This is a genomic window from Novosphingobium mangrovisedimenti (assembly GCF_025153475.1).
Taxonomy (GTDB): Bacteria; Pseudomonadota; Alphaproteobacteria; order Sphingomonadales; family Sphingomonadaceae; genus Novosphingobium; species Novosphingobium mangrovi_A.
In genome coordinates this window covers 652,413-676,642 of sequence record NZ_JANZXA010000001.1, presented here as the reverse complement: position 1 = coordinate 676,642, position 24,230 = coordinate 652,413, and the positions used below count along the sequence as shown (strand labels likewise).

23 protein-coding genes, 1 tRNA gene and 1 rRNA gene are annotated in these 24,230 nt (G+C 65.1%); 17 read left to right on the top strand and 8 right to left on the bottom strand.

All coding sequences use genetic code 11. The annotated features are described in order from the left end of the window. From rrf to NZK81_RS03560, 4 genes are all read left to right on the top strand, one after another. A 5S ribosomal RNA gene (rrf, locus tag NZK81_RS21785) occupies positions 1-84 on the top strand; the annotation flags it as partial. A gap of 319 nt (positions 85-403) precedes the next feature. Next, a tRNA-Met gene (locus NZK81_RS03570) sits at positions 404-480 on the top strand. Positions 481-617: 137 nt separating this feature from the next. Beyond that, entirely contained in the window at positions 618-2,045 is a 1,428-nt protein-coding gene (locus tag NZK81_RS03565; RefSeq protein WP_419181638.1) for an aromatic ring-hydroxylating oxygenase subunit alpha, read from the top strand. 124 nt (positions 2,046-2,169) lie between these two features. Then, entirely contained in the window at positions 2,170-2,871 is a 702-nt protein-coding gene (locus NZK81_RS03560) for a Crp/Fnr family transcriptional regulator (protein ID WP_260043896.1), read from the top strand. Between the two features lie 72 nt (positions 2,872-2,943). Here NZK81_RS03560 and NZK81_RS03555 read toward each other — a convergent pair whose 3' ends face one another. Further along, positions 2,944-4,257, bottom strand: a complete 1,314-nt coding sequence (locus NZK81_RS03555; protein ID WP_260043894.1) for a sulfotransferase family protein — start codon at positions 4,255-4,257, stop codon at positions 2,944-2,946. Between the two features lie 183 nt (positions 4,258-4,440). On the opposite strand from NZK81_RS03555, the gene NZK81_RS03550 reads away from it, so the two are divergent. Further along, positions 4,441-4,851 (top strand): GtrA family protein, encoded by a 411-nt coding sequence (locus tag NZK81_RS03550; protein ID WP_260043892.1) that lies wholly within the window; start codon positions 4,441-4,443, stop codon positions 4,849-4,851. Between the two features lie 83 nt (positions 4,852-4,934). Here NZK81_RS03550 and NZK81_RS03545 read toward each other — a convergent pair whose 3' ends face one another. Further along, positions 4,935-5,633 carry an OmpW/AlkL family protein gene (locus NZK81_RS03545; RefSeq protein ID WP_260043890.1) on the bottom strand — a complete coding sequence of 233 codons (699 nt, stop codon included), beginning with the start codon at positions 5,631-5,633 and terminating at the stop codon, positions 4,935-4,937. 228 nt (positions 5,634-5,861) lie between these two features. Here NZK81_RS03545 and ccoN point away from each other — a divergent pair, with 228 nt between their 5' ends. The 10 genes from ccoN to hemN all read left to right on the top strand — a co-directional run bounded on the left by ccoN (position 5,862) and on the right by hemN (position 15,271). Next, positions 5,862-7,511 (top strand): cytochrome-c oxidase, cbb3-type subunit I, encoded by a 1,650-nt coding sequence (gene ccoN, locus NZK81_RS03540; protein ID WP_260043887.1) that lies wholly within the window; start codon positions 5,862-5,864, stop codon positions 7,509-7,511. Positions 7,512-7,534: 23 nt separating this feature from the next. Then, positions 7,535-8,284, top strand: coding sequence for a cytochrome-c oxidase, cbb3-type subunit II (ccoO, locus tag NZK81_RS03535; protein WP_260043885.1), 750 nt, complete (start codon positions 7,535-7,537; stop codon positions 8,282-8,284). Beyond that, positions 8,281-8,451, top strand: coding sequence for a cbb3-type cytochrome c oxidase subunit 3 (locus NZK81_RS03530; protein ID WP_260043883.1), 171 nt, complete (start codon positions 8,281-8,283; stop codon positions 8,449-8,451). The genes ccoO and NZK81_RS03530 overlap by 4 nt, the downstream gene beginning before the upstream one ends. Further along, positions 8,444-9,370, top strand: a complete 927-nt coding sequence (gene ccoP / locus NZK81_RS03525; protein ID WP_260043881.1) for a cytochrome-c oxidase, cbb3-type subunit III — start codon at positions 8,444-8,446, stop codon at positions 9,368-9,370. Before NZK81_RS03530 ends, ccoP begins: the two co-directional genes overlap by 8 nt. An 80-nt stretch (positions 9,371-9,450) precedes the next feature. After that, positions 9,451-10,908, top strand: coding sequence for a cytochrome c oxidase accessory protein CcoG (gene ccoG / locus NZK81_RS03520; protein ID WP_260043879.1), 1,458 nt, complete (start codon positions 9,451-9,453; stop codon positions 10,906-10,908). Then, on the top strand, positions 10,908-11,405 hold the full coding sequence (locus tag NZK81_RS03515) for a FixH family protein (protein WP_260043876.1): 498 nt from the start codon (positions 10,908-10,910) through the stop codon (positions 11,403-11,405). The genes ccoG and NZK81_RS03515 overlap by 1 nt, the downstream gene beginning before the upstream one ends. Continuing rightward, positions 11,402-13,540 carry a heavy metal translocating P-type ATPase gene (locus NZK81_RS03510; RefSeq protein WP_260043859.1) on the top strand — a complete coding sequence of 713 codons (2,139 nt, stop codon included), beginning with the start codon at positions 11,402-11,404 and terminating at the stop codon, positions 13,538-13,540. The genes NZK81_RS03515 and NZK81_RS03510 overlap by 4 nt, the downstream gene beginning before the upstream one ends. Then, complete coding sequence (gene ccoS / locus NZK81_RS03505; protein WP_260043857.1) at positions 13,537-13,689, top strand: cbb3-type cytochrome oxidase assembly protein CcoS; 153 nt, start codon at positions 13,537-13,539, stop codon at positions 13,687-13,689. Before NZK81_RS03510 ends, ccoS begins: the two co-directional genes overlap by 4 nt. Next, the gene (locus NZK81_RS03500) at positions 13,686-13,910 is read left to right on the top strand and encodes a hypothetical protein (RefSeq protein ID WP_260043856.1); all 225 of its coding nucleotides are present in this window, start codon (positions 13,686-13,688) and stop codon (positions 13,908-13,910) included. The genes ccoS and NZK81_RS03500 overlap by 4 nt, the downstream gene beginning before the upstream one ends. 32 nt (positions 13,911-13,942) lie before the next feature. Then, the gene (gene hemN / locus NZK81_RS03495) at positions 13,943-15,271 is read left to right on the top strand and encodes an oxygen-independent coproporphyrinogen III oxidase (protein WP_260043949.1); all 1,329 of its coding nucleotides are present in this window, start codon (positions 13,943-13,945) and stop codon (positions 15,269-15,271) included. Positions 15,272-15,285: 14 nt separating this feature from the next. Here the strand turns inward: hemN and NZK81_RS03490 are convergent, their stop codons facing one another. The 5 genes from NZK81_RS03490 to thrS all read right to left on the bottom strand — a co-directional run bounded on the left by NZK81_RS03490 (position 15,286) and on the right by thrS (position 22,192). Beyond that, positions 15,286-15,558 (bottom strand): PilZ domain-containing protein, encoded by a 273-nt coding sequence (locus NZK81_RS03490; protein ID WP_260043854.1) that lies wholly within the window; start codon positions 15,556-15,558, stop codon positions 15,286-15,288. Positions 15,559-15,643: 85 nt separating this feature from the next. Further along, positions 15,644-17,065 (bottom strand): aromatic ring-hydroxylating oxygenase subunit alpha, encoded by a 1,422-nt coding sequence (locus tag NZK81_RS03485; RefSeq protein WP_260043852.1) that lies wholly within the window; start codon positions 17,063-17,065, stop codon positions 15,644-15,646. 170 nt (positions 17,066-17,235) lie between these two features. Then, entirely contained in the window at positions 17,236-19,092 is a 1,857-nt protein-coding gene (locus NZK81_RS03480; protein ID WP_260043850.1) for a flavin-containing monooxygenase, read from the bottom strand. 300 nt (positions 19,093-19,392) lie between these two features. After that, complete coding sequence (locus NZK81_RS03475) at positions 19,393-20,064, bottom strand: spermidine synthase (RefSeq protein ID WP_260043848.1); 672 nt, start codon at positions 20,062-20,064, stop codon at positions 19,393-19,395. A 130-nt stretch (positions 20,065-20,194) separates the two neighbouring features. After that, the gene (gene thrS / locus NZK81_RS03470; protein ID WP_260043846.1) at positions 20,195-22,192 is read right to left on the bottom strand and encodes a threonine--tRNA ligase; all 1,998 of its coding nucleotides are present in this window, start codon (positions 22,190-22,192) and stop codon (positions 20,195-20,197) included. Between the two features lie 113 nt (positions 22,193-22,305). Here thrS and NZK81_RS03465 point away from each other — a divergent pair, with 113 nt between their 5' ends. Both NZK81_RS03465 and NZK81_RS03460 read left to right on the top strand, forming a co-directional pair. Then, entirely contained in the window at positions 22,306-22,665 is a 360-nt protein-coding gene (locus tag NZK81_RS03465; RefSeq protein ID WP_260043844.1) for a hypothetical protein, read from the top strand. Then, entirely contained in the window at positions 22,662-22,856 is a 195-nt protein-coding gene (locus NZK81_RS03460) for a hypothetical protein (RefSeq protein WP_260043842.1), read from the top strand. The genes NZK81_RS03465 and NZK81_RS03460 overlap by 4 nt, the downstream gene beginning before the upstream one ends. On the opposite strand, the gene NZK81_RS03455 is transcribed toward NZK81_RS03460, so the two are convergent. Beyond that, on the bottom strand, positions 22,850-24,205 hold the full coding sequence (locus NZK81_RS03455; protein ID WP_260043840.1) for an ArnT family glycosyltransferase: 1,356 nt from the start codon (positions 24,203-24,205) through the stop codon (positions 22,850-22,852). The two genes, NZK81_RS03460 and NZK81_RS03455, sit on opposite strands and share 7 nt — an antisense overlap. Positions 24,206-24,230: the final 25 nt, after the last annotated feature.

The window sequence follows — 24,230 nt, the reverse complement described above, 5'->3', positions numbered from 1 at the left end:
ATCCCATCTCGAACTCGGCCGTGAAACCTGACAGCGCCGATGGTACTTACGCTCAAGCGTTGGAAGAGTAGGACGTCGCCAGGCATTGAAGCCGGCGCGCTTCGCAAAAAACCCATTCTCAATGACATGGCCAATCAGGCCGAAGGGGCCCAAAAGGCCCCTTTTTGCGTCGCTCAACGACGCATCGGGTAAAGGCCCCGGAGCCAAAGGCTCCGCAAGGCCAAATGGCCGCCCGGACCGCCTGCAAGGCGGGAGGATAGCCAAGGCTGCGAATGCAGCCGCCGGCGCCTGAGGCCAAATATAGGTGACGCGGGGTGGAGCAGCCCGCCGTCCACGCCGACAACGTCGGAATGGACAACAAACAATCTGCTACAGGGCTGACAAAATCAGCCCTCAATGGTGACGCGGGGTGGAGCAGCCCGGTAGCTCGTCAGGCTCATAACCTGAAGGTCGTAGGTTCAAATCCTACCCCCGCAACCAGACCTATATCCTCGCACGATCGCCCCCACGCTCCGCGAATATCGGCGGAGGCGTTTTGCGTTCGATCAAAGCTTGCATAGCCTAGTGTCCGGCAAAGTCCTGTCAGCCAAAAAATCAACAGGACAGGATGCCTTCCCATGGCCGATATCAATCCCGCGGGCATGGCGCTGGCCGGGAATCCCCACCCGATCACGCGTTCCGAACTGATCCCCGCGCAGCGTTACTATGACGAGACCTTCTACCGCGCCGAGGTCGAGCACCTCTGGCCGCACGTATGGCAGATGGCCTGCCGTCTCGAGACCATCCCCAATGTCGGCGACTGGGTGGAATATTCCAACGTCGGCAAGTCGGTGCTCGTCGTTCGCACCAACGACGGCATCAAGGCGTACCATAACCACTGCCGCCACCGCGGCGTGCCGATCGCAGGCGGCTCTGGCGATGCCCATGGCAACTGCGCGCAGTCCGGCTTCATCTGCCCGTTCCACGGGTGGCGCTGGAACATGGATGGCGAAAACACCTTCGTCTACGGCAAGGAACTGTTCTCGCAGGACCTGCTGGACCATGCCGAACTCGCGCTGAAGCCGGTGCGTTGCGAGACCTGGGGTGGATGCGCCTTCATCAACCACGACATGAACGCGCCGTCGCTCAGGGAATCGCTCGGGCCAGTGCTCGATCGGCTCGATGCGCACGGCATGTCGAACGTGCGCTCCGAATGGTGGTTCGCGACCGAGCTTCCGGCGAACTGGAAGATCGCGATGGAAGCCTTCATGGAAGGCTATCACGTGATGATGACGCACCCGCAGCTGCAACGCTCGGTGCCCGGCCTCTACAATGCGCGCTACGGCAACGACACCGGCGGCATCGGCTTGCCCATCGATCCCGATGAATCGGTCGAGGACAACATCCGCGCCCAGATCGAGAACCTCAAGCTGCTCGGTTCGGGCATGGCGGGCATGGTCCACGCCAAGGAGATCGAGATCGCCGAACAGCTCGGACCGGACAATCCGGACGTGCAGCTTCCCGCGACGGTGGCCGAGGCCGTGCCGGTCTGGTTCGGACTGGTGCAGGACGCGATCAGCCGCAAGCTCAAGGAGAAGGGCGAGAATGTCCCGGATCTCAATGCGGTATGCGTGTCCGATCCGGTCAATGCGGTCGAATACCTCTTCCCGCACTATTTCCTGCTGCCCTTCTTCACCAGCTATGCGTCCTATCGCATCCGCCCGACGGGCCCGGAAAGCTGCGTGTTCGAGATCTGGTCGCTCACGCACTTCCCGGAAGGCGAGGAGCCCGAGCCGCCGATAGAGCCGACCGTGTTGCCGTTCGACAGTCAGGACTTCCCGATGATCCCGCGGCAGGACTACTCGAATATTCCGATCCAGCAGAAGGGCCTGCATTCCGAAGGGTTCGAGTTCATGCGGCTTGCCAAGGACGTCGAGGGCCTGATCAGCAACTACCAGCGCCTGATCGACGGCTATATCGCCGGCGAATCCGGAGTGAAGCTGGCTGCGGCCAACCGGAAACTCGGCGGGAACTTCGACGGGCCGATCATGGATCTGGACCTCTGAAGTCCGCAATCACGCTTCGATCCTTGCAGGATGCAACTGCGGAGGGGGTGCTTTTCACCCCCTCCGTTTTGCGCTAACGGGGCCCATTGAGCCGATCTGACGGCGCTGGTACCGAATAAAGACTATGTCCAGTTGTGACCTTTGCGTCGTTCGTAATCGGGCGATTTGCTCATCCCTCGATTCCAAGGAGCTTGAGGCTCTCAATTCGATCGGCCGCACGCGCGAGATTGCCTCGGGTGAATCGCTGATCTGGGAAGGCGAGGATTCGGTTCTCGTCGCCAACGTCATTGACGGTGTGCTCAAGCTTTCGACCAATACCGAAGACGGGCGCGAGCAGATCGTGGGGGTGGTCTATCCTTCCGATTTCATCGGGCGGCCCTTCGGCGGCACCTCCGGCCATGGCGTGACCGCGCTGACCGATGCCAAGGTCTGCGTCTTCTCGCGCCGCGATTTCGATGCCTTCGCGCGCGAACATCCCAAGCTGGAGCACAAGCTGCTCGAACGCACGCTGGGCGAACTCGACCGCACGCGGCGCTGGATGCTGCTGCTGGGGCGCAAGTCCGCCTCGGAAAAGATGGCGAGCTTCCTGATCGAGATGGCCGAGCGCTTGACGGGGGCGGGCTGCAAGGTTGACGAGGACAAGCCCAACCAGCGCCATCTGGTGCTGCCGTTCTCGCGCCAGCAGATTGCCGACGTGCTGGGCCTTACCATCGAGACCGTGAGCCGTCAGTTCACGCGGCTGAAGAACGAGGGCATCATCGATCTGCCCTCGCGCCGCGACGTGACGATCCTCGACTATGAGGCGCTGGTCGCCGAAGCCGGCTGAGCGACCGGCGGCTTCCCTTCGGGGTAGGCCGCCTCACCATCATGAACCTGCAGTAACGGGGCGGTTGCCGCGTCAGGCGAGGGCCCGGCGGGCGCTCGCCACGATCGCCTTCGAGTCCTGCCGTTGCGGCCGGGGCTGCAGGTCGAAGGCATTGGCATAGCGTTCGAAACGGCCGCGCACGGTCTGCTGGTCCAGTCCGAAATTGCCCAGATCGTAGCGGTGGCGCTGCCAGCGGTGCTGGCTCCGGGCCTTGCCGACATAGCGGCGCATGGCAGGCAGCGCGGGGGTGATGTCCATCTCGAGGAAGCGGTAGACCTCGCGCATGACGCCTTCCCAGTTGGCGTCCATGTCGCGGTAGAGCACGTCGATCCGCCGTCGGGGGTGGATGCGGCTGCGCGCGACCTGCATGCGGTCGATCTGCAGCCCGGTCTTGTCGAGCCAGTGCTCGCCGATCCAGTGCGGATCGGCATGGTCGGAATGGATCGTCATCTGGTTCCACACGAGCGAGCAGCTGCTGCCCACCACTTTGGCGGGATCGCGATGGATGAAGATCAGCCGTGCCTCGGGGAAGACCCGCAGGAGTGCCGGCAGGTCGAGCATGTGCTGCGGAGTCTTGAGCACCCAGGGCCTGTTGCGGCGGGCTTCCGTGCCGCGTGCCCATCGCACGAGGCGCAGCAGCCTGGCGAGGTGGCTGTAGGCCGGGGTCGCATCCTCGTTCTCGGCCCAGCGCCCGTAGGTCGGCACGCGCCACTGCGCTTCGTGCTTCATGCCCCAGGCCGATTGCACCAGCAGGCCGAGTTCCTCCTCGGGTTCGAACGGACCGGTCGGGTGGACGACCGCGGTGCGCGGGTTGAGCTTGTGTACCGTGGAAAGCAGCCGGCCGGCCTGGCGCGGGCGCGGATCGCGGCCGCCGGGCCGGAATCCCGGCGCGGGCACGGGGCAGACGGTTTCGAAGAAGCGCATGTGCTCGAAGCGGTCGTCGGCGGCGAGCAGCCGGTGCAGTCGGGTCGTGCCAGAGCGCATCGGGCCCACCACGATCACCGGCGGGGCGAGCGGCTCGGCGAGGATTTCCTCATGCGTGTCGAACCAGTGCTGCGTCCACAGCCGCTCGCGCAGGACTTTCAGGAACTGTCCCGTCGCGGCGAAATGGCCGATCTCGTTGAGCGATGCCTCTTCCTTGATAGCCTGTGTCAGGACTTCCATCGGGCGCAGGAACCAGGGATCGCCGAAGTCGTCGAGACCGGTCTGGCGGCAGGCAATGTCGGCCAGCGCATCGACATCGAGAGGGGTTTCGCGAAGGACCGAGAGCCTGTTCAGGCCGGCCAGAACGGAATTGGCGGCGCCCACCAGCCGTGAACGCGCCGAAAGCGGATTTTCACCGGTCATGGATGCAATAGGTGCATGTCTGGCCAGCAAGGTGCAATGCACAATGCGCCCGCGCCCCACCTTTTGCCCGATTGGCGCCGGCTTCCATGAAACAGTGCTGGCGGCACGAGGCGGCGATCGGCTAGCCCTTGGGGCATAGTGCCTCACCGTTTTTCTTCATCTCCGGCCGGCGACGATTCATCCGTGACTTGGCGTGGGCGATTCCTGGGGCGTCGCGGCATTGCGCTCTACATGCGCAATGCCGTCGCGTCGACGCTTTCGTTTCTGCTCGATCTTCTGCTGATCTGGATCATGGTCGATCATTTCGGTGTCTACCAGTTCGTCGCGGTGATCGTCGGGTTCGTGATGGCCAATGCCTTCCACTACGTGCTGGCCCGCGTCTGGATCTTTCACGAGAGCATGCGCGGGATCGTTTCGGGCTACTTCTATTTCCTCAGTAACGCGCTGTTCGGGCTGGTCGTGATTCTCGTCGGCTTCGCCCTGCTGACCGATGGCCTGGGGCTGCCCTATCTGCCCGCCCGGGTGGTGGCCTCGCTGTGCGCGGGCACGCTTGTGTTCATGCTCAACGCCACGCTCAATTTCCGGCAGCTCTGACGGGGCACTGGGTTTGCCCCCACGAAGAAGGGGGACCTTGCGGTCCCCCTTCGTGTGGTTCGTTCGAGCTGTCGTGAACCCGGTCAGAACCGGTAGCTCACGCCTGCGCTGAGCACCCAGGGATCGAGATCGTGCTTGGTCTCGAGCACCTTGGTTCCAGCGGCGTAGAACTTCGCGGTCGGCTTCATGAAATACTTCTTGGCATCCAGCGAGATACCGAAGCCGTTGTCGCCCAGCGCGATGTCGATGCCGCCCTGCAGCGCGACGCCCAGCGAGTTCGACATCTTGACCCTGTCGACGCCGAGCGCCTTGGCGGTGTCGCCGGGCTTTTCGTCGAACACGAAGAACAGCGCCGGACCCGCGCCGACATAGGGCTTGATCGGGCTGCCCATGTCGAGGTGGTACTTCGCCGTCAGCGTGGCGGGCAGGATCATCACGTGGTTGACGAGATTGGTGCCCGCAAGGTCCGCGGCGCCGTTGACGTGGTGCGTCGTGAAGCAGCAGATCGTCTCGACCGAGATGTTCTTGTTGAAGAAGTATTCGATCGCGAGCGTCGGCACGACGTTGTCGTTGGCCTTGGTGTCGATGTCGACGACGCCCATCTCGGTCAGCGTGCCGGCCAGCGTCGGATCGACGTACTTGATCTTGTCGATTCCGCCATCGGGAAGGACGGCGGTGCCCAGCACCTTGACCTGGATCTTGCCGTCCGGGCTGCCTGCCAGTGCCGGAGTGGTCATCGCGGTGGCCGCGCCCAGCGCGGCAAGCATCATGATCTTGCGCATGTCTTTTCTTCCTCGCCGCCGGGGCCGCACCGTGCGATCCCCCCTCTTGAGCGGCTACGAGACTGCCTTTCCTCCAGTTGTCGTCCAGTTGAATTGATCGCGCGCAAATTCGCTGAATTTGCCGTATGATTCCGGAGGCGAACCCTTTTTGATCGTTATCAATGCTGCAGACTATGATAGCTTCCAAGGCGGCAACAGGTTCAGCAACAATCTCGAAAGAGAAGGCATATGGTAACGGTCCTCGCGCGGGCAGGCTTGTGGCTTGCCGTGCTATTGCTTGCCGTCATCGGCGTCGCACTGGCGGCGGATGGGGGTTTCGCGATCCACATGAGCATTGTCGCCCTGGCGGCGCTGATCGCCGTGTGGTTCACTGTCGGTGGCGCTGATTATTCGGCGATTGCGCGTGGCATCCTCAAGGTGCCCGATCAGGGCAAGTACGATGACGATCCGATCCGCTGGGGCGTGATCGCGACGGTATTCTGGGGCATCGCCGGTTTCTCGGCCGGGTTGTTCATCGCCCTGCAGCTCACCTGGCCGGTCCTCAATCTGGAACCGTACCTCAACTTCAGCCGCCTGCGTCCGCTGCATACTTCCGCGGTGATTTTCGCGTTCGGCGGCAATGCCCTGATCGCTTCGAGCTTCTACGTCGTCCAGCGCACCTGCCGCGCGCGTCTCGCTTTCCCGAGCCTCGCGCGCTTCGTGTTCTGGGGCTACCAGCTGTTCATCGTGCTCGCCGCGACCGGCTACCTGCTGGGCATTACCCAGTCCAAGGAATATGCCGAACCCGAATGGTACGTCGACTGGTGGCTCACGATCGTGTGGGTCTGCTATCTGGCCGTCTTCGTCGGCACGATCGTGAAGCGTGCCGAACCGCACATCTATGTCGCCAACTGGTTCTACCTCGCCTTCATCATCACCATTGCGATGCTGCACGTCGTCAACAACCTCGACGTGCCGGTCAGCTTCGTCGGATCGAAGAGCTATCCGCTGTTCTCCGGCGTGCAGGGCGCGCTGGTGCAGTGGTGGTATGGCCACAACGCGGTGGGCTTCTTCCTGACCGCCGGCTTCCTGGCGATGATGTACTACTTCGTGCCGAAGCAGGCCGAACGCCCGATCTACAGCTATCGCCTGTCGATCATCCACTTCTGGGCGCTGATCTTCCTCTACATCTGGGCGGGTCCGCACCACCTGCACTACACCGCGCTGCCCGACTGGGCGCAGACGCTGGGCATGGTCTTCTCGATCATGCTGTGGATGCCGAGCTGGGGCGGCATGATCAACGGCCTGATGACGCTCAACGGCGCCTGGGACAAGGTCCGCACCGACCCCATCATCCGCATGATGATCATGTCGGTCGCCTTCTACGGCATGAGCACTTTCGAAGGCCCGATGATGTCGATCAAGAGCGTCAACTCGCTGTCGCACTACACCGACTGGACCATCGGCCACGTCCACTCCGGCGCGCTGGGCTGGAACGGCATGATCACCTTCGGCGCGATCTACTACCTGACGCCGCGCCTGTGGGGCCGCGAACGCCTCTACTCGCTGCGCATGGTCAACTGGCACTTCTGGCTCGCGACGATCGGCATCGTCTTCTACGCTGCGAGCATGTGGGTGGCAGGTATCACCCAGGGCCTGATGTGGCGTGAATACGGGCCGGACGGCTACCTGGTGAACACCTTCGCCGACACCGTCGCCGCGCTCCATCCGATGTACGCGCTGCGCGCCTTCGGCGGCCTGCTCTACCTGACGGGTGGCGTGCTGATGGTGATCAACGTCTGGCAGACCATCGCCGGCAAGCTGCGCCAGGAAGCGCCCATGCACGACGCCGCCTTCGATCCCGCCGCCGACCGGCCGATCCTGGCTCCTGCCGAATAAGCGCGACGAAAGGGAATAGAACAATGACCTCCATCGTTGAGCGCCACAAGAAGCTCGAGAGAAACGTCACCCTTCTGGCGGTCGGTGCGTTCATCACGGTCGCCATCGGCGGCATCGTGGAAATCGCGCCGCTGTTCTGGATCGACAACACGATCGAGAAGGTGGACGGCATGCGGCCCTATACGCCGCTCGAACAGGCCGGTCGCGACATCTACGTGCGCGAAGGGTGCTACGTCTGCCACAGCCAGATGATCCGCCCCTTCCGCGACGAGACGGAGCGTTACGGGCACTACAGCCTTGCCGCGGAATCGATGTACGACCATCCGTTCCAGTGGGGTTCCAAGCGCACCGGGCCCGACCTGGCGCGCGTGGGCAACCGCTATTCGGACGAGTGGCACGTGCAGCACCTCAAGAACCCGCAGTCGGTGGTGCCCGAATCGGTGATGCCGCAATATGGCTTCCTCGCCGATGCGGACCTCGATGTCCCGGACATCGCGGCCAACCTGACGGCGCTGCGCGAAGTGGGCGTGCCCTACACCGACAAGGACGTCGAAATGGCCATGGCCGACCTCAAGGCGCAGGCCGATCCCGAGGCCGATGCCGGCGATCTCGAGACGCGCTATCCCAAGGCGCAGATCCGCGACTTCGACGGCAATCCCTCGCGGCTTACCGAGATGGATGCGCTGGTCGCCTACCTGCAGATGCTCGGCACCCTGGTCGACGTCAACAGCGCGGCGGCTCAGGAAGAGCTCGCTTCGGAGCGCGGCCGATGAGCATGCACTCCACCTACGACATGCTGCGGCACCTTGCCGACAGCTACGGGCTGCTGGTGATGCTGCTGGTTTTCGTCGTGCTGATCGCCTGGCCGTTCCGGCCCGGCGCACGCGAGCGCAATTCCGAAGCGGCGAACATGATCTTCAAGGACGAGAACGATGGCTAACAAGCGCGTCGATGAAGCCACCAACACCGAAACCGTCGGCCACGAGTGGGACGGGATCGAGGAACTCAATACGCCTCTGCCGCGCTGGTGGCTGTGGAGCTTCTATGCCTGCATCGTGTTCGCGATCGGGTACAGCATCGCCTACCCGGCCTGGCCGCTGGTCCACAAGGCCACCGCGGGCGTGCTGGGCTGGACCAGCCGCGGTCAGCTCGATCAGGAGCTGAAGGAAGCTGCCGCCGAACGGGCCAAGACCGTGGCGGCGCTCAAGGACATGCCGATCGAACAACTGCCCGAGCATCCCGAGCTGATGCACGCGGCAGTGGCCGGCGGCGAGGCGGCCTTCAAGGTCAACTGCGTCCAGTGCCACGGCGCCGGCGCGGCGGGCTCCAACGGCTTTCCCAACCTGAACGACGACGACTGGCTCTGGGGCGGCGACCTCAAGACCATCGAGACCACGCTGATCCATGGTGTCCGCCAGCCCGGCGATGACCAGACGCGGATGAGCCAGATGCCGGCCTTCGGTCGCGATGGCCTGCTGACCGCCAGCCAGATCCAGGATGTGACGAGCTTTGTCCTCAGCCTGTCGGGCCGGGAGAAGGCGAGCGCCGCCTCGCAGCGCGGCAAGGTGGCCTTCGAAGCCAACTGTGCCGTTTGCCATGGCCCCGACGGCAAGGGCAGCCGCCAGTTCGGCGCGCCGAACCTGGCCGATGCGATCTGGCTCTACGCCGGCACGCGCGAAGCGGTGGCCAGCCAGATCGGCAACCCGCGCCACGGCGTCATGCCGGCATGGGGCACCCGCCTCGATCCGGTGACGATCAAGATGCTGGCGGCTTACGTTCACTCGCGCGGTGGCGGCGAGGAGTTTACGCCGCCGCCGGTGGCGGAAACGCAGGCTGAAGCGACGACCGCGGCCGAATAGGCCGCGGTTCCCCCGGGGAAGGGTCGCACGTTCCCCCGGGCCGCTCAGCCCCCCAAACGAATACACGGGCGGACAAGGACATGAACAAGCCTGAACCCATCAAGCCGGAAGACCAGCCGATCGGCCTCTATGCCAAGCGCGAGCCGGTCTTCAACCGGCGCATCGACGGCAAGTTCCGGCGCCTGAAGTGGGCGATCATGGTGATTTGCCTCGGCATCTACTGGATCACGCCGTGGATCCGGTGGGACCGTGGGCCCTATGCCCCCAACCAGGCGGTGCTCGTCGATCTCGCCCATCGCCGCTTCTATATGTTCAGCATCGAGATCTGGCCGCAGGAGTTCTACTTCGTGGCCGGGCTGCTGATCATGGCGGGCATAGGCCTGTTCCTCGTGACCAGCGCGGTCGGTCGCGCATGGTGCGGCTATTCCTGCCCGCAGACGGTCTGGACCGACCTGTTCCAGCACGTCGACCGTCTCTTCGATGGCGACCGCAACGCCCGGATGCGTCTCTACAAGGCGCCCTGGGGCCCGGCCAAGATCGCCCGGCGGCTGGCCAAGTGGAGCGTCTATCTGGCGATCAGCTTCGCCACCGGCGGCGCCTGGATCTTCTACTTCGCCGATGCGCCGACGCTGCAGCACGCGTTCTGGACGGGAACGGCCCCGGCGGTAGCCTATGCGACCACGTTCGTCCTGACCATGACCACGTTCGTGCTCGGCGGTTTCATGCGCGAGCAGGTGTGCATCTACATGTGCCCCTGGCCGCGCATCCAGACGGCGATGCTCGACGAGAAGAGCCTGCTGGTCACCTACAAGGACTGGCGCGGCGAACCGCGTGGCAGCGTCAAGAAGGCCGAGAAGAACCCCGGCCAGTTCGGCGACTGCATCGACTGCAACCAGTGCGTCGCGGTCTGCCCCACCGGCATCGACATCCGCGAGGGGCCGACGATCGGCTGCATCACCTGCGCGCTGTGCATCGACGCCTGCGACCGCGTGATGAAGGAAACCGGCCGCCCGCGCGGGTTGATCGACTATGCCACGCTGGAGGATTCCGAGCGCGAAAAGGCCGGCCAGCCGCCGACGCGCCATCTCAAGCTGATCTGGCGCCCGCGCACCATTCTCTATTTCGTCGTCTGGGCGTCGATCGGTCTGGGCCTGCTGTTCATGCTGGGCACCCGCGTTCACACCGACCTGACCGTGGCCAAGGACCGCAACCCGCCATACATCCTGTTGAGCGACGGTTCGGTGCGCAATGCCTACACGCTGCGCCTGCGCAACATGGAAGGGCGGCCGCGTCAGATGGAGATCGCCATCGAAGACCTGCCGGGCGCCAAGATGTGGACCGAGGACATGGCGATGGAGCAGGCCACCCGTGCCCTGACGCGCATGGTTCCCGCGGACGAGACGCAGAGCGTTCGCGTCTATGTCGTCGCCCCGGCGAACACCGCATCGCAGGAATTCGAGTTCAAGCTTCAGGCGGTCGGCGACGCCCGCGAGAAGGATGAGACCGAAGTCCAGTTCGACGCACCGGAAGGTCAGTGATGAGCAGCCAGAATGCCCCCCGCCGCAAGCCGTTCACCGGCAAGCACATGTTCCTGATTCTCCTGACGGGTTTCGGCGTCGTCTTCGGCGTCAACTTCCTGATGGCGGGGCTGGCCACGTCGACGTTCGGCGGCGTCGTGGTCGAGAATTCCTACGTCGCGAGCCAGCACTTCAACCGCTGGCTCGACGAAGCGGCGAAGGAAAAGGCGCTTGACTGGAAGGTCGCCGTTTCACGTCGCGAGGACGGCCACATCGTCGCCCTGCTCGACGGCGTGCCGCGCTATCCCGATGTCATCGCCGAAGCGCGCCACCCGCTGGGCCGCAAGCCCGACATGGCGCTGAAGTTCGAGAAGGACGTCACCGGCGCCTATGTCAGCGACAAGGCGCTGCCCGAGGGGCGCTGGATCCTGCGCTTCGAAATCGAGGCCGACGGCAAGACCTGGCGCGGCGAAGATCAGGTCGAGGGGCTGGAGGTCATCGGCCAGCCGGTGCCATGAACGCGCCTGCGCCCGGCCTGTCCGCGGCCGACACCTGCATCGACAGCCGTTTCACGGTGCCCGGCATGCGCTGCGCCGGGTGCATCGGCAAGGTCGAGCGCGGGCTTGCCGCCGTTCCGGGTGTGGCCGCCGCGCGTGTCAATTTCTCGGCCAAGCGGGTTGCGGTCAGTCACGCCCCCGCGCTGACCGAAGACGCCATCATCGACGAACTGCGCAAGCTGGGTTTCGAGGCCGAGCGCGCAGCCGACAATCCGCTCGGCCGCGACGACGCGGAAACGAAGCGCCTGCTGCGCGCGCTGGCGGTCGCGGCCTTCGGCATGATGAACATCATGCTCCTGTCGGTCTCCATCTGGGCGGGCGCCGACGCGGTGACGCGCGAGATGTTCCACTGGATCAGCGCGCTGATCGCGGTTCCGGTAATCCTCTATGCGGGCCGGCCGTTCTTTTCCTCGGCGCTGATGGCGCTGCGCTACCGGCGCACCAACATGGACGTGCCGATCTCGATCGGCGTGCTGCTGGCGACGGGGCTGAGCCTCTACGAGACGATCGTCGGCGGCGAGCATGCCTATTTCGACGGCGCGGTCATGCTGCTGTTCTTCCTGCTCGCGGGCCGCGTGCTCGATGCGATGATGCGCAGCCGCGCGCGCTCGGGCATTGCCTCGCTGCTCGGGCGCATGGGGCGCGGTGCGCATGTCGTGCAGCCCGATGGCACCACGCTCTACGTCGAGGCCGAGCGACTGGCGCCGGGCATGGTCATGCTGGTGGCCGCCGGGGAAGCGCTGGCGGCCGACGGCGAAGTGCTGGAAGGGCGCACCACCATCGATTCCTCGATGCTCACCGGCGAAAGCGATCCGCGCCCGGCCGGCCCGGGCGACACGATCCATGCCGGGATGGTCAACCTCGGCAATCCGGTGCGACTCAAGGTGACCGCCGCCGCGCAGGACACCGCGATCGCCGACATCGCGCGGCTGATGGACGAGGCGGGCCAGTCGCGCTCGCGCTACGTGCGCATCGCCGACAAGGCCTCGCGCATCTATGCGCCGGTCGTGCACAGCCTAGCGTTCCTCAGCTTCTGCGGCTGGATGCTGGCCGGTGCCGGCATCTATCAGTCGCTGACCGTGGCGGTGGCCGTGCTGATCATCACCTGTCCCTGCGCGCTGGGACTGGCGGTGCCGGCCGCGCAAGTCGTCGCGGCGGGCGCGCTGATGAAGCGCGGGCTGCTCATCAAGGACGGCTCGGCGCTCGAACGGCTGGCCGAAGTGGACGAGGCGCTGTTCGACAAGACCGGCACGCTGACACTGGGCGAACCGCGCCCGACCGACCTTTTCGCGCTCGATCCACGCGCGCGCGCGATTGCCCTGGCACTGGCGCAGGGCAGCCGCCACCCGCTCAGCCGGGGGCTGGCGCTGGCGCTGCGCGAGGCCGGGACCGAACCGGCCGCGCTCGACGATCTCGCCGAGACTGCCGGGAGCGGCATGACCGCCCGGTTCGAAGGACACGACGTTGCGCTGATCCGGCCCGAGATCGAAACCGCGGGGCTGGCGGTCGACCTGATGGTCGACGGTACACGCGCGCGAATCGGCTTTGCCGATCCGCTGCGCCCCGATGTTGCCGAAACCATCGCCGCGCTGGGCAGGCAGGGGATCGGCTGCGGCATCGTTTCGGGCGATCGCGTCGAGACGGTGGCGTCGGTCGCCGCCGACTTGGGTCTTGCGGGCAGCGGGGGCATGTCGCCCTCGCAGAAGCTGGACCTTCTGGGCGAACGGGCGGCGCAAGGGCACAAGGTCCTGATGGTGGGCGACGGGCTCAACGACGGACCGGCGCTGGCGGGCGCCCATGTTTCGATCGCGCCGGGCGGGGCCAGCGACGTCAGCCAGCAGGCGGCGGATGCGGTCTTCGTGGGCGAGCGGTTCATGCCGGTGGCACTGGCCGTGCGCGTCGCGCGCGCGACCATGGGCATCGTCCGGCAGAATTTCGCGATGGCCGCGATCTACAACACGCTGGCGGTCCCGCTCGCGATCCTGGGTTTCGTGACGCCGCTGATCGCCGCGATCGCGATGTCGGCCAGCTCCCTGCTGGTTGTCGGCAATTCGCTCCGGCTGGCGCGGGCGGCGGGGCCGGAGAGTGCCTCGTGAGCATTCTTGGCTTCCTGATCCCCTTGGCATTGCTGATGGGCCTTGTCGGCCTCGGCGCGTTCTTCTGGGCGATGAAGAGCGGCCAGTTCGAGGATCTCGACGGCGCGGCCAACCGCATCCTCATCGACGAGGAGGAAGAGGACAAGTGAGGCGAGAACTGGTCCTGCTGTCCGGCCTGACGCTGCTTCCGGCGATGATCGGCCCGCTCGAGGCCGAGGCAGGCGGCTTTGTCGTGCCACTGTGCGGCGGGGGCGTGGTGACCGTTCCGGGCGGTCCGTCCGAGGGGCCTCCGGGGCCGCCGCAAGGCCCCTGCTGCGCCAAGGGCTGCCAGTCCGGATCATCGCGCAAGCGGCTTGATCGATCGCAATGATCTTTCGTATCGCGTAAGCGATTACCATGGGCATGTGGACTTATCACCCTGAACTTCTGGCGGTTCCCGTGCCCCGCTACACCAGCTTCCCGACAGCGGCGGAGTTTGGCGAAGGTGTCGGTGCCAAGGAACTGGCCACGGCCCTCGAAGGCGAGAACGGCGAAGTCTCGCTCTATGTGCATATCCCGTTCTGCGAGCAGATCTGCTGGTACTGCGGCTGCAATACCAGTGCGGCCAACCGCTCCGAGCGGGTGTCCAGCTATCTCGATGCGCTGCACCGGGAGATCGGGCTGATCGCCGAGCGACTGCCGCGCGCCGCGCGGGTGACTCGCATCGCGTTCGGTGGCGGCAGTCCCAACAGCATATCGCCCATAGATTTCGTGCGGCTCGTCGATGCGCTGACGCTGGATTTCGCGGTGCGGTCCGATCCCGGCAATCGTCCGGTGATTTCCATCGAACTCGATCCGCGCACTTTCGGTCCGCAGTGGGCGGCGGTGATCGGCGCGGTCGGGATAACGCGCGCAAGCCTGGGCGTCCAGACCTTCGATCCCGCGCTGCAGCAGGCGATCGGGCGGGTCCAGCCGTCCCGCATGATCGAAAATGCCACGGCGGTACTGCGCGGCGCGGGCGTCGATTCGCTCAACTTCGACCTGATGTACGGCCTGCCCGGACAGACACTCGCGCAACTGCGGGACTCGCTGGAGCAGACCGTCGCGCTCGGCGCCGACCGGGTGGCGCTGTTCGGCTATGCCCATGTGCCCCATCTGATCGCGCGGCAGAAGCAGATCGACGACAGCGCGCTGCCCGACGCCGAGGCGCGCTTCGGCATGGCGGCTTACGGCTACGAGTATCTTGTCGACCAGGGTTATGTGCCGGTGGGCTTCGATCACTTTGCCCGGCCGGGCGATGCTCTCGCGCAGGCCAGCGTCAGCGGCACGCTGCGTCGCAACTTCCAGGGTTTCACCGAGGACCAGGCACCGGTGCTGATTGGCCTCGGCGCCTCGGCGATCAGCAGCTTCCCCGATCTTCTCGTGCAGAACGAGAAGAATGCCGGGCGCTATCGCATGATGCTGTCGCAGGAGCGACTGACGGCGAATCGCGGCATCGTCAGGACCGCCGAGGACCGGCGGCGCGGTGCGGTGATCGAGGCTCTGCTGTGCCGGGGCCGGGCGCGGATCGAACCCGATCTGCAGCAGGAAGCCCTGCCGCTGCTGCGGCCCTATCTGGATGCGGGCCTTTGCCAGATGGACGGCGACCATCTCGCCGTGCTGCCGGGGGGACTGCCCTACGTGCGCTCGATCGCGGCGCGTTTCGATCCCTACCGCAAGGACTCGCTGCGGCGCTTCAGTTCGGCGGTCTAGGTTTCAGGCGCGCGCTATACGCGGGTGTCGAACTCGACGCCGAACAGGTTGCCGTCGCTCCAGCGCACCAGCCCCCACAGTTCGCAGCCGTCCTCGAGCTGCGCGCGCACGACTTCGTTGAGCGCGGGCGGTGTGCCGAGCGCTGCGGCGCTGAGCCCCTTGGAAGAAATGTCGCGGACCATCACCGGGATTTCCTCTCCGCGCGAATTGGTCAGCGCAAAGCGCGCGCACTTGCTGCGCCGCCGCTCGCGCGGGATCGGGGTGGGCTTGAAGCGGGACTTGTCCATCCGTCCGTAGGACGGTCGCGGGGCGCCGGGTTTAACCGGCGATGAGACTGGAAAGGGGGCAGATTTCGCATCTGCCCCCTTGCATTCAGTCGAGGGGTTTCAGGACCCCGGTTCCCATGTATTTCGCAAGACCGCGGTGCAGGTTGGTGACCTTGCGCTCCTGCCAAGGGTTGGGGAGATTGCCGCGGAAACCGCGCGACTTGTAGCCGCGCTGGACCTCGACCATGTTCGAGATGTCCTGCGCGATGACATAGGGCCACTTGTCGAGGTCCTGCTCGACATAGGTCCACTCGGTCTCGGGCTCCTCGCCTTCGGGGAAGCGGTCGAGCGCGACGGCTTCGAACACGCACTTGTCGGGATCGGTGCCGTAGGGGCGCACGCGGTAGGCCAGCGCGAAGGTCGGTCCCGGAATGAAGTTCATGTTCGGGAAGATCGAGAGCGCGAGCCCGGCGGCCGCCATCTGCGCGTCGCTGATCTCGGGCCAGGTCACCCCGCGCTCCGCGTCGATGCGCTTTGCGGTGTCCAGCCAGTACTTGTGGACTTCGGCGGCCGGCGTGCCTTCGGGCAGCTCTTCGGGCAGGCGCTGGGCGGTCTTCACCAGTGTCTCGCTGGTACTGGCGCCGATCGTCTCCCAGTATTCGAGCTGCATCTGCGCGATGGTCTGGCGCGGATCGCCTTCGCCCGCCGCGCGGTGGACGCTGGTTTCGACCGCCGAGCCTTCATCGCGATGGGCTTTCGAATCGAACCCGGTCTGGCCGTGCAGGCCGAAGGCCTTGGAGAACGAGTAGAAATCGCCGTACTTGATGAGCTGCGGGTGCGTGCCCTGCACGTGGTAAGGCTCGAGGAAGGCTTCGAGCGCGACTTTCCAGTTGCAGTCGAAGATGCCCCAAAAGCGGAAACGGTAGCGCATCTTGTCGAATTCGAACGGGTCGATCAGCGTTGCGATCGGTTCCAGATATTCGCGCAAGGGGCCCGCATCGAGGTCCATGTTGATCCAGATCCAGCCGCCCCAGGTATCGACCTGCACGGGCGTCAGGCTGGTGCAGGCCGAATAGCTGCCCGGAGAACCGAGCGCGCCGTTCCAGTCCTCGCTGTCCGGGATGTAGGTGGCATCGCCGTCGAGGCCGAAAGTCCAGGCGTGGTAGTTGCAGCCGAACTTCAGCTTGTTGCCCCGGGCAGAGTGCGCGCCGGTGTCCTGCGCCACCGTCTTCGGGCCGCCGCCGGTATTGTTGCCGACGAGCCGGCGGCCCCGGTGCGGACAGACGTTGTGGAAGGCCTTGAGCGTCGTGGGCGTGTCGCGCACGATCAGGATCGAATCGTGGCAGATGTTGTAGGTGATGTAGTCGCCGACCTCTTTCAGCTCCTCGACGCGGCCGGCCTGCTGCCAGACTTTCGACCACAGGCGTTCGGGCTCGGCTTCGGCGTATTCGCGGCTGATGAAGGCTTCGACCGGATAGGTGAGCGCTTCGGAAAGGTCGTCGCTGATGATGGTTTCGGGCTTGTTCATGGCATCCTCCGACCCGGCTGGCCCGGGCTCTGAAATGTTGGACACGGCCTTGTTCTCGTCACTGCGAGCGGCGAAGCCGCGCGGCAATCCAGAGCCTGTTTGAACCGCCCTGGATTGCTTCGGCTTGCAGCCTCGCAATGACGAAGGAGCAAGGTGGCTTCATTCGCCTCCTATTCCGCCGGTTCGAGAGATTCCGGCTGGGAAAGTGTCAGCCCGCGCAGATTGCCTTCGTTGCGCCACGTTGCGAGCATGTCCTCGAAGGCGTAGTAGCCCTCGCCCCAGGGTTCGCCGAAGATCGAGCGCTTCTTCTTCTGGTCGCCTTCGTTGTTGAAGTACGAGGGCGTGCACTCGTTGGCGAACTGGGAATTGTCCACTGCGACCGACCGCAGGTGCTTGATATAGGCGTCCTGCGCTTCCTGGCTCGGTTCGATGACCGCGGCGCCGCGCTTGATCGCTTCCGAGGCGACGTAGCCGATGTGGAAGCCCTGATCGATGAAGGTCTTCGAGTTCGAGGCATTGGCACCCGCCTGGGTGAAGCCGGTGAAGAACATGTTGGGGAAGTTGTGCGCCATCATCCCCTGGAAGGTCTGGAACCCGTCGCGCCAGTAGTCGTAGATCGACAGGCCCTCACGCCCTTCGATCGTGTCGATGCCCCAGCGCCGGTCGAGGTCGTTGGTGACCTCATAGCCTGAGGCCATGATAATGCAGTCGCACTCGTACTCGATGCCATCGTGGATGAAGCCGTTTTCGGTGAGCTGTTCGAGCCCGCGCGTTTCGGCGACGTCGATCAGCTCTACGTTGTCCTGATTGAACGCCGGGTAGAAGTCGTCGTTGGAGGCGGGGCGCTTGCACAGGTAGCGGTAGTAGGGCTTGAGTGCCTCGGCCGTGGCCTTGTCCTGCACGATGTCGCAGCGGTTGCGCAGCCGCTCCATCACCCGGTAGTCCATGACCTCGCGCCGCGCGGCATATTCCTCGGGCGTGATGTCGGGCCAGCCTTCGGCTTCGAGCTCGGCGTTCACGTTCTTGCTGATCTCGGTCCAGATGTCCTCGACCATGTCGGGCTCGCCGGGGGCGAGGCGCTCCATGGCGGCATGGTGGAAGTTGCGGATGCGCTCTTCCTGCCAGCCGGGCTTGAGCGAGGCATACCATTCGGGATCGATCGGGCGGTTGTTGCGCGCATCGATCGTGGAGGGCGTGCGCTGCACCACGTAGGTGTGCCCGGCATACCTGGCGAGGTAAGGCACGACCTGGATCGCGGTCGCGCCGGTGCCGATGATCGCCACCTTCTTGTCGCCCAGCTTGTCGAGCACCGGGTTGCGCCATTCGCCGCCGGTATAGTCATAGTCCCAGCGGGCGGTGTGGAAGATCTTGCCCTTGAACTTGTCGAGTCCGGGGATGCCCGGCAGCTTGGGCTTGTTGAGCGGACCCATGGCCAGCACCACGAAGCGCGCCTTGATGTCGTCGCCGCGGTTGGTGCCCACGTGCCAGCGGTTGATTTCCGGATCCCACTTCAGGTTCTTGATCAGCGTGTGGAACAGCGCGTTCTTCCTGAGGTCGAACGTGTCGGCGATCATCTGGCAATGGTCGTGGATTTCGTAGCCGTCCGCGAACTTCTTCGACGGCATGTAGCCGGTCTCTTCCAGCAGCGGCATGTAGACGAGCGAATCGTTGTCGCACTGGATGCCGGGATAGCGGTTCCAGTACCAGGTGCCGCCGAAGTTGCCGCCGTGGTCGACGTTGTAGAAATCGTCGATGCCCGCTTTCTTGAGCTGGGCGGCCACCATCATGCCGCAATAGCCCGCGCCCAGGATCACCACGTCGGTCTCGCCCGTGACCGGATCGCGCGGGGCGACCGGGGTGTAGGGATCGACCTCGTAGATGTCCGCGTACTTGCCGTCGGCGGAGATGTACTGGTCGTTGTGGTTCTTCTTGATGCGGCGGTCGCGTTCCTCGAGATACTTGGCGTGCATCGCCGGGATGTCGATCTCGGAAGCGGACGGGCACTGGGTCGGGTTGTAGATCGTCATTGCAGCCATCCTCGTGTCAGGTTCATCGTCTAATCAACACTGTTGTTGATTTAAGTACGATTCGAGGACGTGCCGCGCTTTGACATGGATCAAACCGCCGTCAGCGACGGGTGATTTTCGGAAAATGGCCTCGTTTGCATCATTTGATGGCGATCAATGTGCCGACTCGCGAAATGCGCGAAATCCGTCTTGCCGGTCTCGCACCGCCGCCGTTTTCACGGTTTCGGTGTGAACCGCTTCTCCCCAACTCGGGCGGCCCTACCTCGTGACGGGCCGCCCCATTTTTTTGGTTTTCCGCCTTCAGGCCGCGGTGGCGAACCAGATCACGTGTTTGGGCCCCTTGCCGTTGCTGCGCGCGGCGACTTTCACTTCATCGACATCGAAGCCGGCCTTCTGCAAGCGGCGGGTAAAGGCGGGGTCGGGCCCGGCGGACCAGATCGCCAGGACACCGCCCGGGGCAAGCGCGCGCCGGGCCGCGCGCAGGCCGGATTTCGAATAGAGGACGTTGTTGTCCTCGCGCACCAGCCCGTCGGGGCCGTTGTCGACATCGAGCAGGATTGCGTCGTACTCGCCCTCGGCGCCCGAGATGAACGGCGCGACATCGGCCATGACGAGGTTCACGCGCGGCTCGTCGAGGCATCCGGCGGCCAGCTCCGCCATCGGCCCGCGCGCCCATTCGATGATCTCGGGGACGAGTTCGACCACGGTGATCTGCGCATCTTCGGGCAGCACGCGCAGCGCCGCGCGCAGGGTGAAGCCCATGCCGTAGCCGCCGATCAGCATGTGCGGGCGCTGCGCGCCCTTGATGCGTTCGACCGACATCGTCGCCAGCGCTTCTTCCGAGCCCCACTTGCGGGTCGACATCAGCTCGTTGTGGCCGAGCACGATCATGAAGTCCTTGTCGTGCCGGAACAGTTCGAGCTTCTCGCCGCCGGGGACCCAGGCGGTGTCGATGAGTTCGCGTGCAATCATGGCAGCAGCACCCGCAACCTTGTCCCCACCTCGTCATTGCGAGCGTAGCGAAGCAATCCAGGGGAGCGCCGCTGCGCTCTGGATTGCCGCGCCCCTTCGGGGCTCGCAATGACGAAGGAGGAGAAGTGCATCACTTCAGGTCCGGCGCCGTTGCCTCGTCCTTGAGCATCGCAATCGCCTCGTCGAGGCTCATCATCTTCTGGTGCTCGGCGCCCAGCGTGCGCACGGCGACCGTGCCTTCCTCCGCCTCGCGCTTGCCGACGACCAGCAGGTGCGGGACTTTCTTCAGCGAGTGTTCGCGCACCTTGTAGTTGATCTTCTCGTTGCGCAGGTCGGTCTCGACCCGCACGCCCGCGGCCTTGAGCTTCTTGGCGACTTCACCGGCATAGCCGTCCGCATCGGAAACGATGGTGGCGACCACTGCCTGCACCGGGGCGAGCCAGACCGGCAGCTTGCCGGCGAAGTGCTCGATCAGGATGCCGATGAAGCGTTCGTAGGAGCCGAAGATCGCGCGGTGCAGCATGACCGGGCGGTGCTTCTCGCCATCCTCGCCGATATAGCTCGCATCGAGCCGCTCGGGCAGCATGCGGTCGGACTGGATCGTGCCGACCTGCCAGGTGCGGCCGATCGCATCGGTAAGGTGCCATTCCAGCTTGGGCGCGTAGAACGCGCCTTCGCCCGGCAGTTCCTCCCAGCCGTATTCGTCGGAGGCGAGGCCCGCGCGCTCCACGGCATCGCGCAGTTCCTGCTCGGCCTTGTCCCACAGCTCGTCGCTGCCGATGCGGTTGTCCGGGCGCAGCGCCAGCTTGATCGAATAGCTGAAGCCGAAGTCCTTGTAGACGCGGTTGGCCAGTTCGCAGAAGGCCTGAACCTCGTCGACGATCTGGTCCTCGCGGCAGAAGATATGCGCGTCGTCCTGCGTGAACTGGCGCACGCGCATCAGCCCGTGGAGCGCGCCGTGCGGCTCGTTGCGGTGGCAGCAGCCGTTCTCGTAGAGGCGCAGCGGCAGCTCGCGGTAGGACTTGATGCCCTGGCGGAAGATCAGCACGTGCGCCGGGCAGTTCATCGGCTTGAGCGCCATCCAGTCGGCGTCGTCCGAAACCAGCGGGCCCTCGTCTTCGGTGTTGGGCACTTCGTCGGGGATGACGAACATGTTCTCGCGGTACTTGCCCCAGTGGCCGGACTGCTCCCACTGGCGCGCGTCCATGACCTGCGGGGTCTTTACCTCGCGGTAGCCGGCGCCGTCGATGGCGCGGCGCATGTAGGCTTCCAGCTCGCGCCAGATCACATAGCCCTTGGGGTGCCAGAACACCGAGCCGTGCGCTTCCTGCTGCAGGTGGAACAGGTCCATCTCGCCCGCCAGCTTGCGGTGGTCGCGCTTGGCGGCTTCTTCCAGCCGCGTCAGGTGGGCATTGAGCTGCTTCTTGTTGAGCCAGCCGGTGCCGTAGATGCGCGTGAGCTGCGCATTCTTCTGGTCGCCGCGCCAGTAGGCACCGGCGACGCGCATCAGCTTGAAGGCCTGCGGATCGAGCTTGCCGGTGCTGGGCAGGTGGGGGCCGCGGCACATGTCGAGCCAGTCGTCGCCCGACCAGTAGACCGTCAGGTCCTCGTTACCGGGCAGTTCGGCGGCCCATTCTGCCTTGAACTGCTCGCCGTCGGCCTGCCACTTGGCGATCAGGTCCTCGCGGGTCCAGACTTCGCGGCGCAGCGGTTTGTCGGCCTTGATGATCTCGCGCATCTTTTCCTCGATGGCGGGAAGATCGTCCATGCCGAAGGGTTCGCGCGAGGCGGGGGCCATGACGTCGTAGTAGAACCCGTCGTCGGTCGAAGGGCCGAAAGTGATCTGCGTGCCGGGCCAGAGCGCCTGCACTGCCTCGGCCAGAACGTGGGCATAGTCGTGGCGGGCGAGGTCGAGCGCCTCTTCCTCGTCGCGGCTGGTGACCAGCGCCAGCTCGGCATCGCCTGCGAAGGGCCGGGTCAGGTCGACCAGCTCGCCATCGACTTTCGCGGCAAGCGCGGCCTTGGCGAGGCCGGGGCCGATCGCGGCGGCGACATCGGCCGGGGTCGAGCCTTCGGGCATCTCGCGAACCGAACCGTCGGGCAGGCTGATCTTGAACATCTGCGACATCGAACTCGTCTTTCCGTTTCTGGCTTTCTGGGCCTTGGGCGCGCCATGGCACAGGCGCGCGCGCGGGTGAAGCGTCGGCGCCAGCTTATTTTGCCTGCTCGGGAGGTGACGCCATGCCGCCCGAACCCGGGCGACGGTGGCTGCGTACTCAGGCCGCGACCAACCGTGCCCGGGCGTGCCGGGTAGTAGTGGTGGTCGTAGTCGTGGTGCGCTGCTGCGTCATGACGGGCGATATAGCGATGCCCGCACGAAAAGTCATCAGGCAAGCGTGCGAAGCCAGGGAAAGCCGACATGAGGTCGATCTGCCGGGCTTCCTTGCGGGCAGGGGGGGAACGAGGCGGCGGGTGAACCCGGCCTGCCGAAGCGTCGATGCGACCGGGACCGGAAAGAAAGACCCCTTGCTGCCGCTTGGCTTTCGCATTGCCGATGTCCTTGATATGATGATCGAGGAGATCTTCCCGAGGGACGAATGAGCATGACCGGGCCGGAAAGCCGCCGCAAGACAGGGATGTGGGTTGCGCTCGCCATCGCCGTCGTTGTCGCGCTCGGCTTGTTCGGGGGCGCGGGGGCCGACGTCACGGACTCCTCGGCTTTGCGGAGCGAGGTGCCGGTCCCTTCGGAGGGCACCATCGTCGTCCGGGTGCTCGGGCCCGTTCTCTACTGATCGCGGACCTGGTGCAGCGTCCTTGCGGAAGGGCGGCCTCGCTCGGCCCGGGCATTCCAGACGGTCACGGCCAGCCATCCCGCAGTCATGCAGACGAAGGGCATGACCGGGTAGTGAAAGCGCGACTGGCCCGAGAAGACCACGCAGATCAGCGTCGGATAGAGGGCGATGCCGTAAGGCAGCAGCCACCAGCCGATCCAGCGCTGCCCGTCCCTGTGACGCTTGACCAGCATCACGAAGAAGGCGGCGGCAAAGGCCATCATCAGCAGCGCATAGAAGGCCTGGTTGGCATAGCGCACCGTCCGGTAGAGCATTTCCGCACCCGCATAGCTCGGCGCGTCGCCCTGATAGGCCCACTCCGCCTCGCCGTCGGGCAGCCACAGGCGTATCAGCTTCTTCGGGGCGAGCGCGAGGAACTTTTCGGGGTTGTTCTCGATCCAGTCGAGGCCGAGCCGCCTTGCCTCGGCATCGCGTTCGACCTCGTCCAGGTCCTTGCGCGCCATCAGGTCGTTCACCACCGGCGCATCGGGGGTGTAGTCGCCGGTGGCGGTATCGTGATTGCCGGTGAGCAGGGTGAAGCCCCCGTTGGTCGAAACCGGTATCCAGTATCCCATCTGGGTGTGGTTGCGGATCGTCCAGGGCAGCACGGTCAGCATGGCCACGCCGAGGACAATCAGACCTTCGGCGAAGAGGCGCGGGAAACGGGGCCATACGGGGCGCTGGCGCAGCCATTCGATGGCGAAGATCAGGGGAATGACCACCATGGTCTGCGCCTTGACCAGCGTCGCGAAGCCGAAGACCAGCCCGGCGCTCACCAGTTGCCAGCGGTTCGTGCGCGTCATGAGGATCCAGCACCCGGCCATCAGCAGCGCGGTATAGAACACCTCGGTCAGCGCCAGCGGGACATAGCCGATGGCGTTCGGATAGACCGCCAGCAGCAGCAAGCCGGCGCGCGCGGCGGCTTCGGAACCGAACAGGCGGCGGCCCATCGCCAGCGTCATGAGTCCGATCAGCATGGCGCTGGTCAGGTTGAACAGCCCGAGCACCACGGATGAGGCGCCGAACTGGCTGAACACCAGCGAAAGCGCGATCGGCCAGCCCGGCGGCCAGAACGCGGTCGGCGCGCCGTTGTTGTCGAGATAGCCGTGCCCGGCGGCAAGGCTTTCCGCGCGGCTGTAGTACCAGCCGGCATCCGACGTGGGGACGACGTCGATCAGCAGTACCGCGACACGCAGCGCGAAATAGAGCGCCCAGATCATCAGCAGCACCGAACGGTCGGTCCCGAACCACTCGAGCCTCCGGGCCAGCCGCGAGGGGGGAGAAGGGAAGCGGATGACGTCTGCGCTCATGGTCGTCTCGCTTAGCCGCAGGTGC

Excerpts from the sequence above, each read along its gene's own strand:
- NZK81_RS03475 (WP_260043848.1), bottom strand. The coding sequence starts at position 20,064 with ATGATTGCACGCGAACTCATCGACACCGCCTGGGTCCCCGGCGGCGAG.
- NZK81_RS03480 (WP_260043850.1), bottom strand. The coding sequence starts at position 19,092 with ATGACGATCTACAACCCGACCCAGTGCCCGTCCGCTTCCGAGATCGAC.
- ccoP (WP_260043881.1), top strand. The coding sequence starts at position 8,444 with ATGGCTAACAAGCGCGTCGATGAAGCCACCAACACCGAAACCGTCGGC.
- hemN (WP_260043949.1), top strand. The coding sequence starts at position 13,943 with ATGTGGACTTATCACCCTGAACTTCTGGCGGTTCCCGTGCCCCGCTAC.
- NZK81_RS03465 (WP_260043844.1), top strand. The coding sequence starts at position 22,306 with ATGCCGCCCGAACCCGGGCGACGGTGGCTGCGTACTCAGGCCGCGACC.
- NZK81_RS03510 (WP_260043859.1), top strand. The coding sequence starts at position 11,402 with ATGAACGCGCCTGCGCCCGGCCTGTCCGCGGCCGACACCTGCATCGAC.
- NZK81_RS03490 (WP_260043854.1), bottom strand. The coding sequence starts at position 15,558 with ATGGACAAGTCCCGCTTCAAGCCCACCCCGATCCCGCGCGAGCGGCGG.
- ccoN (WP_260043887.1), top strand. The coding sequence starts at position 5,862 with ATGGTAACGGTCCTCGCGCGGGCAGGCTTGTGGCTTGCCGTGCTATTG.
- NZK81_RS03530 (WP_260043883.1), top strand. The coding sequence starts at position 8,281 with ATGAGCATGCACTCCACCTACGACATGCTGCGGCACCTTGCCGACAGC.
- NZK81_RS03545 (WP_260043890.1), bottom strand. The coding sequence starts at position 5,633 with ATGCGCAAGATCATGATGCTTGCCGCGCTGGGCGCGGCCACCGCGATG.
- NZK81_RS03565 (WP_419181638.1), top strand. The coding sequence starts at position 618 with ATGGCCGATATCAATCCCGCGGGCATGGCGCTGGCCGGGAATCCCCAC.
- NZK81_RS03560 (WP_260043896.1), top strand. The coding sequence starts at position 2,170 with ATGTCCAGTTGTGACCTTTGCGTCGTTCGTAATCGGGCGATTTGCTCA.
- NZK81_RS03455 (WP_260043840.1), bottom strand. The coding sequence starts at position 24,205 with ATGAGCGCAGACGTCATCCGCTTCCCTTCTCCCCCCTCGCGGCTGGCC.
- ccoG (WP_260043879.1), top strand. The coding sequence starts at position 9,451 with ATGAACAAGCCTGAACCCATCAAGCCGGAAGACCAGCCGATCGGCCTC.
- thrS (WP_260043846.1), bottom strand. The coding sequence starts at position 22,192 with ATGTCGCAGATGTTCAAGATCAGCCTGCCCGACGGTTCGGTTCGCGAG.
- NZK81_RS03485 (WP_260043852.1), bottom strand. The coding sequence starts at position 17,065 with ATGAACAAGCCCGAAACCATCATCAGCGACGACCTTTCCGAAGCGCTC.
- NZK81_RS03515 (WP_260043876.1), top strand. The coding sequence starts at position 10,908 with ATGAGCAGCCAGAATGCCCCCCGCCGCAAGCCGTTCACCGGCAAGCAC.
- ccoO (WP_260043885.1), top strand. The coding sequence starts at position 7,535 with ATGACCTCCATCGTTGAGCGCCACAAGAAGCTCGAGAGAAACGTCACC.
- NZK81_RS03460 (WP_260043842.1), top strand. The coding sequence starts at position 22,662 with ATGAGCATGACCGGGCCGGAAAGCCGCCGCAAGACAGGGATGTGGGTT.
- NZK81_RS03555 (WP_260043894.1), bottom strand. The coding sequence starts at position 4,257 with ATGACCGGTGAAAATCCGCTTTCGGCGCGTTCACGGCTGGTGGGCGCC.